The following is a 16,100-nucleotide window of genomic DNA, read 5'->3' as shown; positions in this document are numbered from 1 at the left end:
CTCAGGTCAGACAGCGCGCGGGCGGTTCCCCGCGCACCCGGCGGCCACCTCGGCGCGGCGACCCGCGCGGCCCTTCCCGCCACCGCACGTCCCGCCCCGCCCGGGCGCGGGCTGAGCACCACCCGGGCGGCCGGGGGCGCGGCCGGCACTCGGGCGGGAGCGGGACGAAGCCGAGGCCGATGACGTCGTCCAGCAGCCCGTCACCGTCGGGCCCGGCCACGCGCGCCTGCGGGAACAGGGTGCCGGCGGGCAGCAGCGGGGTGCCGTCGTCGGCGCGGTGGAGGAGTCCTTCGGTCAGGGGATCGCCGAGCGGTTCGCGGGCCGCGTCGACGACGGCCGAGCGGCGCAGCGGTACGTCCGTGGGGCCGGCGGGACGCGGTGCGGGGCGGCGAGCAGCAGGCCGAGGGTGAACCCGGCGTGGCGGCGCCGCGGCGGCCGGGGCGAAGGGCGCCCGTGCCCCGTGCCGTTCCGCCGCCTCCGGGCCGGCGTCGGCCGGTCCGTCCCGGCGGACGACGACGGGCCGCGGCCCGGGGCAGGCGGCCACCGCACGCGCGGCGCCGGAGGCCGTCCGGGGGACCCGTCCCGGCGTCGAGGACACGGGGGGCCCGGCCGTCACCCGGACCCGCTCGTCGTGCGCGGCCGAACGGCCGCCCCGGTCGACGCGAGGAGGCGTCGGCGGTCGTGCACGTGCCTGTCCATCCGGGACCTCCGTCGGCGGGGCGGTGGGGTCGGGCGGGTCAACGGCGCGGGTCGACTCGACAACCGAGCGTGTTATGGCGGGCGAAGGGCCGTCAATCCCCCGCGCACGGGGGAAATCACGCGGACGTCCCGGACGGACGCGGGACGTTCCCGGGCGCGCTGTCAGGCGGCCGCACGGCACCGGCCGCGGGGAGCGGGAGGCCCGGGCGGGGCGCGCGGGGCGTGCTGTTCCCCCTCGACACGCCCCGCTCTTATTGATCAGAGGCTGTAATTGCAATAGAGTCGCAATAAGGCTGCCTCGCCTCGTGATCGTCTTCTCACCCGACACGGTGGCGGGGAGCCGGAGCAACCGAAAGGCCCCCGCGTGTCGCACGCGGGGGCCTTTCCGGGACGCGGGGGTCAGCGCCGGGCGCGCACCCGCTGCCAGGCGTATCCGACGGCGGCCAGGGCCAGCGTCATCACGCCCGTCGAGTACAGCTGCACCCGGGTGTCGGGCTCACGGGCCATCAGGACGAAGATCCCGACCATGCCGGCCAGCGCGACCCAGGTCAGCCACGGGAACGCCCACATGCGCACGACCAGCTTCTCGGGGGCCTCGCGCTCGATGCGCCGGCGCAGCATCAGCTGGGAGACCGCGATGAAGATCCAGACGACCAGGATGACCGCGCCGATCATGTTCAGCAGCCACTTGAAGGCGCCGTTCGGGCTCCAGTAGCTGAGCAGGACGCAGACGAACCCGAGGACGCAGGAGACGAGGACGGCGATCCGCGGCACCCCGCCGGACAGCTTCGCCAGCACCTTCGGGCCCTGGCCGCGCTCGACCAGCGAGTAGGCGATCCGCGAGGAGCCGTAGATGTTGGCGTTCATCGCCGAGAGCAGGGCGACCAGGACGACGACGTTCATCAGCTGGCCGGCGCCGGGGATGCCGAGGTGATCGAGGGTGGCGACGTAGGGGCCCTTCTCGACGACCTCCTTGGCGTCCCACGGGATCAGGGTGACGACGACCGCCATGGAGCCGATGTAGAACAGGGCGATGCGCCACATCGCGGTACGGACGGCGGAGGCCACGCCCCGGACCGGGTTCTCCGACTCGGCCGCGGCGATGGTGACCGTCTCCATGCCGCCGTAGGAGAAGACGGACGCGAGCAGGCCGATGATCAGACCGTCGCTGCCGTGCGGGAAGAAGTGGGCGAGGTGCGAGGTGCCGGGGGAGTCCGTGCCGGGCAGCACACCCGCGATGGCCAGGGCGCCCAGGATCAGGAACAGGCTGATCGCGCCGACCTTCAGCGCGGCGAACCAGAACTCGAACTCGCCGAAGTTCTTCACGGCGGCCAGGTTCGTGCCGCAGAAGACGACCATGAACAGCGCCACCCACATCCACTCGGGCGTGCCGGGCAGCCAGCCGGTGACGATGTGCGCCGCGCCGATGCCCTCCAGGCCGACCGCCGTGCACAGCAGCACCCAGAACGACCAGCCCGCGGCGAAGCCCGCCCAGGGGCCGATGGCCCGCTCGGCGTGCGCGGAGAAGGAACCGGAGGAGGGGTAGGCGGCCGACATCTCGCCGAGCATCCGCATCACCAGCATCACCAGGAGGCCGGAGACGGTGTAGGCGATCACGATGGACGGACCGGCGGCGGCGATGCCCGCCCCGGAACCGACGAACAGGCCTGCGCCGATCACACCGCCGAGGGCGATCATCGACAGGTGGCGCTGCTTCAGGCCATGGGAGAGGGAGCCGTCCGCGCGCTGCTGCGGCGGCGTCTCCCGGGTCGTGCTGCTGGGCATGGGCGCGGCTCTCCCAGTGCGAGGGGGCGGGAAAAAACCCCGCCAGTCTGGGCAGACCGTCCGCTCACGCGGAGAGGTTGCCCACTATCCGGACGCCAGCCGCACGCAAGGTGAGGGGCCAGCTACCGACTGGCGGTGCGTGCTTTGGTGGGACCCTACAGTTTGTGATCCACACGCGGAAGTGAGCGGAACGTCTCTGCCTCCGTGACTGGTATCACGCCCGACCATGTGTAAGCGGCCCCGTTTGTGTGAAGCACACCAAGCCGCCGTCGCCCCCTTTGTCGACCACTGACGGTGATCGCGCGAGCGCGCCGGTATAGCGTCACGGTGTCCCGACGTGTCCACACCATCCCGCGGAGTCCCCATGAGCACCGCCACCGCCACCACCCGCCCCGGCGCAGTCCTCGCCGACCTGCTCCCCGCGTCCCGCGTGCGCGACGTCGCCCTCGTCGTCGGCGGCGCCGTGCTCACCGGCCTCGCGGCCCAGCTGTCGGTGCCCGTGCCCGGCTCCCCGGTGCCGGTGACCGGCCAGACCTTCGCCGCGCTGCTCGTCGGCACCTCCCTCGGCGCCCGCCGCGGCTTCCTCTCCCTCGCCCTGTACGCCGTCGCGGGTCTCGCGGGCGTGCCGTGGTTCGCCCAGGGTGCCTCCGGAACGGGTCTGGTCTCCTTCGGCTACGTCCTCGGCATGATGCTGGCCTCCGCCCTCGTCGGCGCCCTGGCCCGCCGGGGCGCCGACCGCTCCCCGCTGCGCATGGCCGGCACGATGATCCTCGGCGAGGCCGTCATCTACGCGGTCGGCGTGCCCTACCTGGCGCTGGCCGCCCACCTCTCCGCCTCCCAGGCCGTCGCGGCCGGCCTCACCCCCTTCCTCCTCGGCGACGCCCTCAAGGCCGCCCTGGCGATGGGCGCCCTGCCGGCGGCCTGGAAGCTGGCCGGCAAGCGCTGACGCGGCGGTTCCCGCGGAACGCCGTTCTCACGCGAGAGGCCCGGGGGGGGGGGGGGGGGGGGGGGGGGGGGGGAGGGGGGGGGGTGGGGGGGGGGGGGGGGGGAGGGGGGGGGGGGGGGGGGGGGGGGGGGGGGGGCACGCCCCCACCCCCCCCCCCCCCACCCCCCCCCCCCCCCCCCCCCCCCCCCCCCCCCCCCTCCCCACCCCCCTCCCCCCCCCCACCCCCCCCCCCCCCCCCCCCCCCCCCCCCCCCCCCGGGCCTCTCGCGTGTGTCCGGGCGGAATCAGCCGACGGGGAGCTTGTCGGCAGGGGCCTCGGCCGCCGGGGCCGTGCGGTTCGCCGCGACCCGCTCCTTGACCACGGCGATCACCAGCACGATCGCCGCGACCAGCAGCGACAGCAGCACGGTCTCCCGGCCGTCGTGCTTGGTGTCGGTCAGCATGTAGCCGAGGACGAACACGATGAGCGCGGCCGTCGCCCAGGTCAGGTACGGGTACAGCCACATCTTCACGACGAGCTTCTCCGGCGCCTCCTGCTGCAGGATCTTCCGCATCCGCAGCTGCGAGAAGCAGATGACCAGCCACACGAACAGGGCCACCGCGCCGGAGGAGTTGACGAGGAAGAGGAAGATCGTGTCCGGGGACAGGTAGTTGAAGAAGACGGCGACGAAGCCGAACACCACCGACGCGAGGATCGCCGCCATCGGCACACCCCGGCTGTTGACCCGCGCGAACGCCTTCGGCGCGTCACCCCGCTCGCCGAGCGAGAAGGCCATGCGGGAGGCCGTGTACAGGCCCGAGTTCAGACAGGACAGCACCGAGGTCAGCACGATGAAGTTCATGATCTGGCCGGCGTGCGCGATGCCCAGCGAGTTCAGCGCGGCGACGTAGGAGCCGTCCTTCGCGATGGCCGGGGAGTCCCACGGCAGCAGCGAGACCACGACCAGGATCGAGCCCAGGTAGAAGACGCCGATCCGCCAGATGATGCTGTTGGTCGACTTGGTGACCGCCTGCTGCGGGTTCTCCGACTCACCGGCCGCCAGGGTGGCGATCTCGCTGCCCATGAAGGAGAAGACGACCAGCAGCACACCGGTGAGGATCGAGCCGGGGCCGTGCGGCAGGAATCCGCCGTGCGAGGTCAGGTTGCCGAAGCTCGCCTGGTCGGCGTGGACGCCCGGCAGGACACCGAAGATGGCCAGCAGGCCGACGACGATGAACGCGCTGATCGCCACGACCTTGATCCCGGCGAACCAGAACTCGAACTCGCCGTAGGAGCCGACGGAGACCAGGTTGGTCGCGGTGAGCACGCTCATCACGATGAGCGCCCAGACCCACTGCGAGATGCCCGGCATCCAGTCGTGGAGGATTCCGGCGCCGGCGGTCGCCTCGACGGCGAGCACGACGACCCAGAAGAACCAGTAGAGCCAGCCGATGGAGAAACCGGCCCAGCGGCCCAGCGCTCGGTCGGCGTGCGCGGAGAACGAGCCGGAGGTCGGGTTGGCCGCGGACATCTCGCCGAGCATCCGCATCACGAGGACGACCAGCGTGCCGACGAGAGCGTAGGAGAGGAGGATGCCGGGTCCCGCGGTGGCGATACCCGACTTGGAACCGACGAAGAGGCCGGCTCCGATGACACCACCGATCGCGATCATCGACAGGTGACGGTTCTTGAGTCCTGCTTGGAGGCCCGAACCAGGGGTCATGGTGGGGTTTCCTTTGCGCCAGGTGTGGGGCTACCCGTACGAGCGGTGTACGAGTCGGTCCAGTGAATCCGAGGCGAACGGATTCGGGAACCTCTGAATCCGTATCGTTACTTGAGGTTCCCTTGAGGTTCTATGGCCTTGCTCACACTTTTCGGGCGTATTCGCCCCCCTCCACCCTGAGGCTGCCGCCCCCGAACGGCCGTGTCACACTCGTGGCATGCGCGTGTATCTCGGCTCCGACCATGCGGGCTACGAACTCAAGAACCACCTCGTCGAGTGGCTGAAGGCCGCCGGCCACGAGCCCGTCGACTGCGGGCCGCACATCTACGACGCCCAGGACGACTACCCGCCCTTCTGCCTCCGCGCCGCGGAGAGGACGGCCGCGGACGCGGACGCCCTCGGCATCGTGATCGGCGGGTCCGGCAACGGTGAGCAGATCGCCGCGAACAAGGTGAAGGGCGTGCGCGCGGCGCTGGCCTGGAGCGAGGAGACGGCGGCGCTCGGACGCCAGCACAACGACGCCAACGTGGTCGCCGTGGGTGCGCGGATGCACAGCACCGAGGAGGCGACCAAGTTCGTCGAGATCTTCCTCGGCACGCCGTTCTCGGGCGACGAGCGGCACATCCGCCGCATCGACATGCTGTCGGCCTACGAGACGACCGGCGACCTCCCCCCGATTCCGGCCCACCACCCCCAGCAGTAGCCCTTCGGCCCGCCCGTCCCTCCGGCCGCCCGGCCGGAGGGGATCCGGGCGGGGCGGCGCCAGGCCGGCCCGCCCGCCGGCCGCGTGGACGCCGGAGTGACCGGAGTGAAAGGACACCCCCCTCCGTGCCAGAAGGGCACACCATTCACCGCCTGGCCCAGGACTACGCCGACCGCTTCCTGGGGAGGCCCGCCCGCGTCACCAGCCCCCAGGGCAAGTTCTCCGACGCCGCCGCCCTCCTGGACCGCACCGAGCTGACGGCCACGGAAGCCCACGGCAAGCACCTCTTCCTGCGGTTCCGGCACGCCGACTGGGTCCACATCCACCTCGGCCTCTTCGGCAAGGTCGGCTTCGGCGAGGCCCCGCCGCCCCCGCCGACGGACACCGTCCGGCTCCGCCTCGCGAACGACACCTCGTACGTCGACCTCCGCGGCCCCACCACCTGCGCCCTGATCACGGACCCCGAGAAGCGGGCGGTCCACGACCGCCTGGGTCCCGACCCGCTCCGCGCGGACGCCGACCCGGACGCGGCGTACCGGAGGATCTCCCGCAGCCGCACCACGATCGCCGCGCTCCTCATGGACCAGAAGACCGTCGCCGGCGTCGGCAACGTCTACCGCGCCGAGGTCCTCTTCCGGCACGGCATCGACCCCTACCGCGCGGGACGGGACATCACCCCGGCCGAGTGGGAGGCGCTCTGGACCGACCTGGTCGAGCTGATGCGGGAGGGCGTACGGAACAACCGGATCGACACCGTCCGCCCGGAGCACACCCCGGAGGCGATGGGCCGCCCGCCCCGCGTGGACGACCACGGCGGCGAGGTCTACGTCTACCGCCGCGCCGCCCTGCCCTGCCACGTCTGCGACGGGGAGATCCGCACCGCCGGCCTGGCCGCCCGCAACCTCTTCTGGTGCCCCACCTGCCAGCAGCGGTGACCCGGAACCGGTGACCCGGGAGGCGGTGGGCTAGGGCCTCTCTTTCGGATCAGGCCGGCTCCGGGCGACGGTGCCTGTCGCGCGACCCCGGCAAGATCCGGAAGAGAGGCCCTAGAAGCCGTGCGGCAGCCACGGGGCCACCGGGGACCCGAAGCCCACCGACGCCTCCGCCAGCGCCCCCGGCCGCAGCTCCCGCACCCGCCCGGCCGCCGCCAGCGACAGCAGGCTCACCCCGCCCAGATAGGCCGCGCCCAACTCCCGCACGGACAGGACCAGATCGGCCCCGTCGGCCGTACGCTCGCAGGACGCGCCCTTCGGGTCGCCGCTGAGCCGCCAACGCCCCGCGTTCCACGGACAGAAGGTGTCCTCGACCTCGAAGACCACGTCGACGGGCGTCAGATACGTACGCGCCGACAGGGCCGCTCCCACGTCCACGAGCCGGACGTATCCCGCGTCCCGCCGCTGCGGCAGACAGCGACGCAGGTCGGAGACCAGATGCTGCCAGGCGTCGTCGACCGGCCGCCCCCGCAGCCGCAGCGTCGTCATCAGGTCGACGCCGAACAGGAAACGCCACAGCGCGCCCTCGCTCGCCGGATCGAGCGCGCCCAGGTCCTCCAGGGTCACCGTGCCGTCGTGGCCGCTCGGCCCCCAGCCCATCTTGGTCCGGAAGCGGGCGTACCCGGTCACCTCGCCGTCCCGTTCGGCGACCACGCACTGCAGGGCCGACGCCCCCTCCCGCTCGCTCTCCGGGTCGAGCAGCCCGGCCCGCTCCCAGCCGGGCCGGCGCGCCAGCATGCCGGGGCGCCGGGGCACCAGCGCCGCGTACACCGCCTCGCACTCCTCCAGGACGTCCGCGGGGGCCGCGTACCGCACGCGCACCTCGTCGGTGCCCGGGGGCAGGGCCGGCGTCACCCGGCCGGTGTCGATCTCGGCGCCCAGCTGGAAGGTCGCCATGCCGTACCCGAAGCGGCCGTAGATCGCGGGCTCGGAGGCGAACAGCGCGGCCAGCGGCTCGCCCTTGGCGCGCGCGTCGTCCAGCAGCCGCCGCATCATCGACGTCATCACCCCGCGCCGCCGGTGCGTCGCGGCCACGCTGACCATCGTCACGCCGGCAGTGGGCACCACGGCCCCGCCCGGCACGGTCATCCGGAAGCTGAACGCCCCGGACGTGCCGACGAGTGTGTCACCGTCCCAGACGGCCAGCGAGCGGTCGAACTCGGTCAGCGACTTGTCCAGTTCACGCTCTTCGGCGGAGGCCGGTCCGCCGCCGAAGGCGCGGACCACGTGCTCCCACCACCGGTCGAAATCCTCCGGGCGCAACGTCTTCGGCTCGATCCCCTGATCAGTCCCCATGAGCCATGCCTATCAGGGCGAAGCGGGACGAGCCAGCGATTTTCGCACCGGCGCAGTCCAGCCGGATACCGACCGGATACCGGCCGGAAGCGGGCCGGGAACGCCGGGCGAATCCGGGGCCTTTCCGGGGGATCCCAGGGCGATTCCGGGGCGATTCCGGTGGGCGGACGGCGAAGTGGAATCTCGCAGGGGGGACAAGTGGGACCTCCCGTGCCAAGCAGCCGGTCCGCTGGATAGGGTCGCGAACTGATGGCAGCAGGACGACAGCGGCGCTCGAAGGCCGAGACGCTCACGGCCCGGTGGAAGAAGCAGTGGCACCGGGTCCGCGTCGGCCTGCGCAGAAGCGCCGTGGACTACTTCCGCGGGGACGGCTCCGACTGGGTCGCCTTCGCCGGACTGCTGCTGACCGTCCCCGTGCTCGCCGCCATGACCCTGTTCGACTCGGTGTGGTGCTCCCCGGCCACCCTGGTGCTGCCCATCGTCGCCGGCGGACTGCTGCTGCGCCCGGCGAGCCTGCTCGGGCTGTACGCGGCGGCGGCCACCGCGCTGATCGTGGAGTCGGTGCGCCTCGGCCCGTACACCGAGGGCCCCTCGCGGGTCACCCCGGGCATCGTCCTGGTGGTCGCCGCGTGCGGCTTCTTCGGACTGCTGACCGCGCAGTTCCGCAGCCGGGTCGGCGTGCCCTGGAGACGCGGCGGCACCATGCTGTTCGACCTGCGCGAGCGGATCCGGGTGCAGAGCAAGCTGCCGAAGCTGCCGCAGGGCTGGCACCACGAGATGGCGCTGCGTCCGGCGGGCGGCCAGTCGTTCTCCGGTGACTTCGTCGTCGCGGCCCGCACCAACGGCGGCCGCACGCTGGAGGTCGTACTGACGGACGTGTCCGGCAAGGGCATGGACGCCGGTTCGCGCGCGCTGCTGCTGTCCGGCGCCTTCGGTGGCCTCCTCGGCTCGCTGCCCCCACACGCCTTCCTCCCGGCCGCCAACGGCTACCTGCTCCGCCAGGACTGGGACGAGGGCTTCGCCACCTCCATCCACCTCGTCCTGGACCTCGACTCCGGGGACTACGAGCTGTACACCGCGGGCCATCCGCCGGGGCTCCAGCTCAGCGCGGGCAGCGGGCGCTGGGAGCAGAAGGCCGCCGAGGGACCGCTGCTCGGCGTGTACGACGGCGCCCAGTTCGACCCCGTGAAGGGCTCGCTGCGGCCCGGGGACGTGCTGATGCTGTTCACGGACGGACTGGTGGAGACCTCCGACCGGGACATCGTGGAGGGCATCGACCGGCTCACCGGCGAGGCCGACCGCTATGTCGCCGGCGGCTTCCACGGCGCCGCCTGGCACCTCATCGAGGCGGTGGCGAAGGACGTCAACGACGACCGGGCCCTGCTGCTGATCTGCCGCGAGGCGACGCCGAACGGCCGCTGAACACCCCGGCCGGCGACCCGCCCCGTGGGCGGTCCGGCCCCGTGAACGGCTCGGGCCGGGAGACACTGGCCCCATGAACCACCTCACGCTCGCCGAGGTCGAGGCCGTCGCGCGCGCGGCCCACGAGGGGCGGACCGACAAGGCGGGACGACCGTACGCCGAGCACCTCGCGGCCGTCGCCGAGGGCGTGCGCGCCCGCGGCGGGGACCCGGAGCAGATCGCGGCGGCCTGGCTGCACGACGCCGTCGAGGACGACGCGCTCACCCGGCAGTGGCTGGCCGCCGCCGCCCTGGCCCCGCGCACCAAGGCCATCGTGGACGCCCTCACCAGACGGCCCGGCGAGGAACCGGAGGCGTACGCGCGGCGGATCCTCGACACCCCGGGCGCGCGACTGGTGAAGGAGGCCGACCTGGCGCACAACGCCGACCCGCGGCGGCTCGCGGTCCTCGACGAGCCGACCCGGACCCGACTGGCCGGGAAGTACGCCCGGATGCGCGCCCTCCTCGGCGTCGAACCCTGAGCCGGGGGCCCGGCTAGACGCCGGCCTTCTCCGGCTGCCGGTGCCGCTCGCGGGCGAGTTCGGCCGCGTCCTGCCGGAACGCCCACTCCATCCGCGGCTCCATCGCGAACCGGAAGACGCGCTGCACCGGCCGGGTGCACAGCGCCGTGACGGCCGCCGCGGCCAGCACGGTCACCAGGATCTCGCCGAGCGGGCGGTGCAGCCAGGGGTGCTCGAACCAGCCGCGGTAGTCGCCGAACTTCACCAGGAAGCCGTGCAGCAGATAGCCGTACAGGGTGCCCGCGCCGAGCGAGGTGAACCACATCCGCCGGCGCGGCACCCAGGCGAAGAAACAGGCCGTCAGCAGCAGCGAGCAGCCCATCATGGCGAGCGTCATCACCGGGCCGCACCACCAGGGGGCGCCCAGTTCCTGGGCGGAGTCCCGGTGGTAGAACCACGCGGTGTTCATGCGGGGCACCGCCCACCAGCCGACCGCCAGCGCCGCCGCGAACACCGGCACCGAGGCGATCCGCACCGAACGCCGGCGCACCAGGTGGAAGTGCTCCGGCTTCATGCACAGGCCGAGCACGAAGTACGGCAGGAACTGCAGGACCCGCTGCAGATCGAGGTCGTCACCGATGGTCGGGCTGACGGTCGCCAGCATGGCGATGCCGAGGGCCAGCGGCAGCGGCCAGCGCACCAGCTTCCAGACGGGCGTGGTCAGCCGCCAGACGAACAGGGCGACCAGGAACCAGGTCAGGTACCAGGGGTCGAGGAGGCTGATCTCCTCGCGCGAGCCGGTGACCGCGTTCTTGAAGAGCGGATAGGCCGTCTCGAACAGGACGTACGGCACGGCGACGCCGGTGATGAGCCGCTTCAGCCGGTCCGGGCGCATGTCGAAGCTGCGTGAGAAGAAGCCGGAGATGATGATGAACGCCGGCATGTGGAAGGAGTACACGACGGTGTACGCGCCCTCCAGGATGCGGCTGTCGCCCTTCAGGGGCTCCCAGGCGTGCCCCATCGCCACGAGCACGATGGCCAGGTACTTGGCGTTGTCGAAGAACGCGTCGCGCTGCCGCCCGGACCCGGCTCCCGGCGCCGCCTGCCGCGGCCCGCGCCGCTGCCCGGGCCGGGTCTGCGCGCCCATCGGGGTACGCGGAGCGGGCACTCCGTCCGCCGGCGGCTGTGCCGGGGGGAGTGGGCTGCGGTTCTGGCCGGGGGACGAGGCGGCGTCAAACATCTCAGGCACCCTAGCGTCGTCTGCGGGATTTCGTAAAACTCCCGCAGTCATTCCTGGTTATCGGGTCCGAGTACCCGCTCATTTACCGAACTTGCCTTCCTCGTCCACGTGATGGTGAGCACACTCGGGTCGCCAGTTCACCCGTGATGTCCCGATTCATCCTGACTAATTGGGTCATACGTCGTCTCTGTGTCATCAATTCCAATTACCTGCGCATGTGATGTGTGGACACGGAAACGAAGTCACGGAATTCCTGCGGGAGTCGGGCATCGCAAGCCCCTCGAATTACTGTGCGGAAGATCGCCCGGACCGGCACCGCCGCCGACGTTGTGTCATGCGCCGCATGAGGGGGGCGGGTTGGTGGCACGATGGTTCTGGCGGGGGTGCGCGGGCCGTACCTCCGGGCCGGGAGAGCGGACCGACCGAGGGTGTGATCAGTTGTGGCCATTTCACTGTCTGTGGTGCTGCTGTTGGCGATCATCCTGGTGGTGCTGATCCGAGGAGGGAACATCAAGGCCGGCCCCGCCATCGTCGCCATCCTCTTCGGTTTCTTCCTCGCCTCCACCGGCATGGCACCATCGATCGACCGCTTCCTGAACTCGATAGCGGAGTCCATCAACTCGATCAGGTTCTGACCCGGCGGGGGAGCCGGCGGGCCTGAGCGGGCCGCACAGCTGGAACAACGGGGGGACGTACGGGAATGGCGCTGCGCGACTCGGACCCGGCGGAGATCGGCGGCTACCTCATCGAGGACCGTCTCGGCAGCGGCGGCATGGGCGTGGTCTACCTGGCCCGCTCCGCCTCCGGCCGCCGGCTCGCCGTCAAGGTCGTCCACGGCCAGTACGCCGACGACGACGAGTTCCGTACCCGGTTCCGCCGCGAGGTGGCCGCCGCCCGCCAGGTCAGCGGCGCCTTCACGGCACCCGTGGTGGACGCGGACGCCGACGCCCCCCGCCCCTGGATGGCCACTCTCTACATCCCCGGCGAGGACCTCGGCACCCACGTCCGCCGGCACGGCCCGCTCCCGCCGGCCCGGCTGCGCGAACTCGCCGCCGGTCTCGCCGAGGCCCTGCGCGACATCCACCGCGCCGGAGTCGTCCACCGGGACCTGAAACCGGCCAACGTGATGCTCGCCGACGACGGCCCCCGCGTCATCGACTTCGGCATCTCCCGCGCCGCCGAGGCCGCCGGCATGGACGCCCTCACCCAGACCGGCCGGGTGATGGGCACCCCGCCCTTCATGTCCCCCGAGCAGTTCGCCTCCCCGCACGAGGTCGGCCCGGCCACCGACATCTTCTCCCTCGGCGCCGTCCTCGTGTACGCCGCCACCCGGCGCGGCCCCTTCGACAGCCCGAGCCCCTGGGAGACCGCCACCCGTGTCGTCGAGGGCACCCCGGAACTGACCGGCGTCCCCGACGAGCTGCTCCCCTTCGTCCGCCTCTGCCTGGAGAAGCACTCCAAGTCCCGGCCCGGCCCCGACGAGCTGCTCCACCTGCTCCGCGAGGGCCGGCTGCCCGACCCCCGCCCCGAGCCCGAGGCGCCGGATCCCGAGCCCGTACGCCCGCGCGGGCGCCGTCGGTGGCCGGCCGCCGTCGCCGCCGCCGTCGTACTGGCCGCCGTGGCCGCCACCACCGTCCTCGCCCGCGCCGGCGGCGAGGCCCCGCACGACCTGCCGGCCGGCTGGCACGCCTGGCACCGGCAGGCCTCGGACCCCCTGGCCGGCAACCCGCAGGCCATGAGCCCGAGCGAACCGTTCAGCCGCTGCGCCATCGCCGACAAGGCGCTGCTGTGCGCCGGCGACGGGATCATGGCGGCCCGCTTCACCCTCGCCGAGGGCCGCAACACCTGGTCCCGGCCCATGGACCCCACCCCCGCCGAGACCTCGGCCAGCGGCGGCGGCACGCTCATCGGTGCCCGCCCCGGCGTCGTCTACGCCTTCGGCGCCGACAGCACCGACATCAAGAAGGGCGAGGAGCCGCAGAGCCGCACCCGGTACACCGTGCAGGCCCTGAACCCGGACACCGGCAAGCCGGTCTGGAGCACCGTCGTCGCCGACAACGTCGACGGCCCCGGACCGGAGTACGCCGGCGCCGTCGCCACCCCGGCCGGCGTCATCTCCACGTACGGAGCCGCCTCCGACTCCTACGCCCTGCTCGACGCCGCGCACGGCACGGTCCGCTGGCGGCACAGACTGCCCCAGGGCGCCGACAGCGAATGCGTACTGGCCGCCGCGGGCGGCCGGCCGTACCTGATCTGCAGCACCTCCGACGACAACGGCGACCACCCGCGCACCACCGTCGCCCGGCTCGACCCCGCCACCGGCAGGACCACCTGGAAGATCACCGCCAAGGGCGCGCTGTCCCTGCTGGGGCAGACCCGGGGCCACCTCGTGTTCGGCGCCGACCCGCTCCTGGACAAGCTGACCGGCCTGACGCTGATCGACACCTCCTCGCACGTCCTGACGACCGTACGGCTGGCCGCCCCGCGCCCCGCCTCCGGCGCCTACGTCGTCCGCGACACCCTGTACCTCACCCTCACCAGCGGCAGCGTCCGCGCGATCGACCCGCTCACCGGGCGCGAGCGGTGGCAGAGCAACTCCACCGTCGAGCAGCCCGGCCCGCCCACCGCCTCCGCCACCCGCCTCTTCCTGGCCTCGCCCACCGGCCGGCTCGCCGCCCTCGACCTGCGCACCGGCAGGGTCACCGGCACCCTCCCCGGCCGCGACGACGGCGACAGCAGCGCCGGCACCACCCCGGCGGCCCCCGTCCTGTACGGCGACGCCCTCTACGTCCCCTACGGCATGCGCGCGGTCTACAGCGTGGACGTCAGCGACCTGTGACACCCGCGGGGCGCCCCCGCCCCGGACAAACGCCAGGGGCCCGGCACCGCCGAAGCGGAGACCGGGCCCCTGGACCGAGAGAGCGGGCGACGGGAATCGAACCCGCGTAGCTAGTTTGGAAGACTAGGGCTCTACCATTGAGCTACGCCCGCAGCGCTGCGCCGCAGGTCGGGTGACCGCGGCACTGAAGGCATCGTAGCGGGTCGCCCGCCGCCGAGGCCAACGAGTCGGAACACAGCGGCACCACGCGTCCCGCCGCGGAGAATGCCGCCGACGGAACGGGCCCGGGCATGTACCCTACGTGTCGCACCAGACGGGGTGTGGCGCAGCTTGGTAGCGCGTCCGCTTTGGGAGCGGAAGGCCGTGGGTTCAAATCCCGCCACCCCGACCACCGGCTCACGACGTCCGGCTCACGACGTCGTGATGATCGCCTTTTGGGGCGCTGACCGGCTGCGGTTACTATGCAAGCTGCGCGCCCGTGTGTCCTGGCCCTCACGGCCTACGAACTCCTCCGGGCGGCTAAATCCGCCGGGCCCGTCAGGCTCCGGCAGAACCCGAGAAGTCAGCCACAAGGAGACCGAACCGTGAAGAGCGCCGTGGAGACCCTGAACCCGACCCGGGTTCGGCTCACTGTCGAGGTGCCCTTCGAGGAGCTCAAGGACAGCCTCGACGCGGCGTACAAGAAGATCAACCAGCAGGTCACGGTGAAGGGCTTCCGCAAGGGCAAGATCCCCGCCCGCGTGATCGACCAGCGGTTCGGCCGCGGCGCGGTGCTGGAGGAGGCCGTCAACGACGCGCTGCCGAAGTTCTACACCGAGGCGGTCAACGAGGCCGAGCTGAGCCCGCTGGGCCAGCCCGACGTCGACATCACCGAGCTGAAGGACGGCGAGACGCTGAACTTCACCGCCGAGGTGGACGTCCGCCCGGCCGTCGAGATCCCGGACTACTCCGGCATCGAGGTCGAGGTCGACGCCGTCGAGGTCACCGACGAGGACGTCGAGAAGTCCGTGGAGCAGCTCCGTGAGCGCTTCGCGTCGACCTCTCCCGTCGAGCGTGCCGCCGAGGACGGCGACGTCGTCACCATCGACCTGGAGGCCAAGGTCGACGGCGAGGTCCTGGAGGACGGCATCGCCAACGGTGTCTCGTACACCATCGGCTCCGGTGAGCTGCTGGACGGGATCGACGACGCCGTGAAGGGCCTGTCCGCCGGTGAGGAGGCCACCTTCACCTCCGAGCTGAAGGGCGGCTCCGCCGCGGGCAAGGAGGCCGAGGTCACCGTCAAGGTCACCCAGGTCGCCGCCCGCGAACTGCCCGAGCTGGACGACGAGTTCGCGCAGCTCGCCTCGGAGTTCGACACCCTGGAGGAGCTGAAGGCCGACAGCCGCAAGCGCCTCGCGAACATGAAGCAGTTCGACCAGGCCACGCAGGCCCAGGAGCGCGTCCTGGAGAAGCTGCTGGAGCTGGTGGAGGTCCCCGTCCCCGAGAAGCTCCTCGAGGACGAGATCAACACCCGCAAGCACAACCTGGAGCACCACCAGCTCGGCCAGATGGGCCTCACCCTCGACAAGTACCTGGAGATCCAGGGCAAGACCGCCGAGGAGTTCGAGACCGAGACCCGCGAGGCCGCGGTCAAGGGCATCAAGACCCAGTTCGTCCTCGACGAGCTGGTCAAGAAGGAGCAGCTCAACGTCAACCAGGAGGAGCTCACCGAGCACCTCATGCGGCGTGCGGCCTCCTCCGGCATGTCCCCCGACCAGTTCGCCCAGGCCGTCGTCGAGGGCGGCCAGGTGCCGCTCCTGGTCGGCGAGGTCGCCCGCGGCAAGGCCCTGGCCGTCGTGGTCGAGGCCGCCACGGTGAAGGACACCAACGGCGAGATCGTCAACCTGGACGACGAGGAGGAGGAGACCGGGGCCGCCGAGGCGTCGGAGACCTCCGAGACCTCCGAGGAGAACGCCGAGGGCTGAGCGGTCCTACGGC

General features: G+C 72.2%; 13 protein-coding genes and 2 tRNA genes. 9 read left to right on the top strand and 6 right to left on the bottom strand.

From position 1 onward, the window contains the following. Nucleotide 1: 1 nt before the first annotated feature. A complete protein-coding gene (locus ACZ4VF_RS12540) occupies nt 2-598 on the bottom strand; it encodes a hypothetical protein (RefSeq protein ID WP_467925429.1) in 597 nt (198 codons plus the stop codon). Between the two features lie 500 nt (nt 599-1,098). Then, on the bottom strand, nt 1,099-2,484 hold the full coding sequence (locus tag ACZ4VF_RS12535) for an amino acid permease (protein ID WP_467925427.1): 1,386 nt from the start codon (nt 2,482-2,484) through the stop codon (nt 1,099-1,101). Between the two features lie 364 nt (nt 2,485-2,848). Here ACZ4VF_RS12535 and ACZ4VF_RS12530 point away from each other — a divergent pair, with 364 nt between their 5' ends. Beyond that, complete coding sequence (locus ACZ4VF_RS12530; protein ID WP_467925425.1) at nt 2,849-3,430, top strand: biotin transporter BioY; 582 nt, start codon at nt 2,849-2,851, stop codon at nt 3,428-3,430. Nucleotides 3,431-3,713: 283 nt separating this feature from the next. Here ACZ4VF_RS12530 and ACZ4VF_RS12525 read toward each other — a convergent pair whose 3' ends face one another. Then, complete coding sequence (locus ACZ4VF_RS12525; RefSeq protein ID WP_467925423.1) at nt 3,714-5,132, bottom strand: amino acid permease; 1,419 nt, start codon at nt 5,130-5,132, stop codon at nt 3,714-3,716. Between the two features lie 217 nt (nt 5,133-5,349). Between ACZ4VF_RS12525 and ACZ4VF_RS12520 the strand changes: the two genes are divergently transcribed. Beyond that, complete coding sequence (locus ACZ4VF_RS12520; protein WP_467925421.1) at nt 5,350-5,835, top strand: ribose-5-phosphate isomerase; 486 nt, start codon at nt 5,350-5,352, stop codon at nt 5,833-5,835. A 125-nt stretch (nt 5,836-5,960) separates the two neighbouring features. After that, nucleotides 5,961-6,770, top strand: a complete 810-nt coding sequence (locus ACZ4VF_RS12515) for an Fpg/Nei family DNA glycosylase (RefSeq protein WP_467925419.1) — start codon at nt 5,961-5,963, stop codon at nt 6,768-6,770. Between the two features lie 111 nt (nt 6,771-6,881). Here ACZ4VF_RS12515 and ACZ4VF_RS12510 read toward each other — a convergent pair whose 3' ends face one another. Further along, nucleotides 6,882-8,123 (bottom strand): GNAT family N-acetyltransferase, encoded by a 1,242-nt coding sequence (locus tag ACZ4VF_RS12510; RefSeq protein ID WP_467925416.1) that lies wholly within the window; start codon nt 8,121-8,123, stop codon nt 6,882-6,884. A 249-nt stretch (nt 8,124-8,372) separates the two neighbouring features. Here ACZ4VF_RS12510 and ACZ4VF_RS12505 point away from each other — a divergent pair, with 249 nt between their 5' ends. Further along, nucleotides 8,373-9,545 carry a SpoIIE family protein phosphatase gene (locus ACZ4VF_RS12505; RefSeq protein ID WP_467925414.1) on the top strand — a complete coding sequence of 391 codons (1,173 nt, stop codon included), beginning with the start codon at nt 8,373-8,375 and terminating at the stop codon, nt 9,543-9,545. 73 nt (nt 9,546-9,618) lie between these two features. Next, complete coding sequence (locus ACZ4VF_RS12500) at nt 9,619-10,065, top strand: HD domain-containing protein (RefSeq protein ID WP_467925412.1); 447 nt, start codon at nt 9,619-9,621, stop codon at nt 10,063-10,065. A 13-nt stretch (nt 10,066-10,078) separates the two neighbouring features. Here the strand turns inward: ACZ4VF_RS12500 and ACZ4VF_RS12495 are convergent, their stop codons facing one another. Then, nucleotides 10,079-11,191, bottom strand: a complete 1,113-nt coding sequence (locus tag ACZ4VF_RS12495) for an acyltransferase family protein (protein ID WP_467925410.1) — start codon at nt 11,189-11,191, stop codon at nt 10,079-10,081. Between the two features lie 533 nt (nt 11,192-11,724). Between ACZ4VF_RS12495 and ACZ4VF_RS12490 the strand changes: the two genes are divergently transcribed. Beyond that, a complete protein-coding gene (locus ACZ4VF_RS12490) occupies nt 11,725-11,919 on the top strand; it encodes a hypothetical protein (protein ID WP_030345093.1) in 195 nt (64 codons plus the stop codon). A 65-nt stretch (nt 11,920-11,984) separates the two neighbouring features. Continuing rightward, nucleotides 11,985-14,123, top strand: a complete 2,139-nt coding sequence (locus ACZ4VF_RS12485; RefSeq protein WP_467925408.1) for a protein kinase domain-containing protein — start codon at nt 11,985-11,987, stop codon at nt 14,121-14,123. Nucleotides 14,124-14,204: 81 nt separating this feature from the next. Here ACZ4VF_RS12485 and ACZ4VF_RS12480 read toward each other — a convergent pair. Continuing rightward, nucleotides 14,205-14,275: transfer RNA gene (locus ACZ4VF_RS12480), tRNA-Gly, on the bottom strand. Between the two features lie 162 nt (nt 14,276-14,437). Between ACZ4VF_RS12480 and ACZ4VF_RS12475 the strand changes: the two genes are divergently transcribed. After that, nucleotides 14,438-14,514 (top strand) — tRNA-Pro (locus ACZ4VF_RS12475). A gap of 193 nt (nt 14,515-14,707) precedes the next feature. After that, nucleotides 14,708-16,087 (top strand): trigger factor, encoded by a 1,380-nt coding sequence (gene tig, locus ACZ4VF_RS12470; RefSeq protein WP_467925406.1) that lies wholly within the window; start codon nt 14,708-14,710, stop codon nt 16,085-16,087. Nucleotides 16,088-16,100 lie beyond the last annotated feature (13 nt).

The sequence above is a fragment of the Streptomyces sp. NPDC029151 genome, from assembly GCF_055564315.1.
This window is presented reverse-complemented; position numbering and strand designations above follow the sequence as displayed.

What these genes read in the sequence shown, in the direction of transcription:
- ACZ4VF_RS12510 (WP_467925416.1), bottom strand. Translation starts at nt 8,123, where the DNA reads ATGGGGACTGATCAGGGGATCGAGCCGAAGACGTTGCGCCCGGAGGAT.
- ACZ4VF_RS12530 (WP_467925425.1), top strand. Translation starts at nt 2,849, where the DNA reads ATGAGCACCGCCACCGCCACCACCCGCCCCGGCGCAGTCCTCGCCGAC.
- ACZ4VF_RS12495 (WP_467925410.1), bottom strand. Translation starts at nt 11,191, where the DNA reads ATGGGCGCGCAGACCCGGCCCGGGCAGCGGCGCGGGCCGCGGCAGGCG.
- ACZ4VF_RS12500 (WP_467925412.1), top strand. Translation starts at nt 9,619, where the DNA reads ATGAACCACCTCACGCTCGCCGAGGTCGAGGCCGTCGCGCGCGCGGCC.
- ACZ4VF_RS12525 (WP_467925423.1), bottom strand. Translation starts at nt 5,132, where the DNA reads ATGACCCCTGGTTCGGGCCTCCAAGCAGGACTCAAGAACCGTCACCTG.
- ACZ4VF_RS12520 (WP_467925421.1), top strand. Translation starts at nt 5,350, where the DNA reads ATGCGCGTGTATCTCGGCTCCGACCATGCGGGCTACGAACTCAAGAAC.
- ACZ4VF_RS12505 (WP_467925414.1), top strand. Translation starts at nt 8,373, where the DNA reads ATGGCAGCAGGACGACAGCGGCGCTCGAAGGCCGAGACGCTCACGGCC.
- ACZ4VF_RS12535 (WP_467925427.1), bottom strand. Translation starts at nt 2,484, where the DNA reads ATGCCCAGCAGCACGACCCGGGAGACGCCGCCGCAGCAGCGCGCGGAC.
- ACZ4VF_RS12485 (WP_467925408.1), top strand. Translation starts at nt 11,985, where the DNA reads ATGGCGCTGCGCGACTCGGACCCGGCGGAGATCGGCGGCTACCTCATC.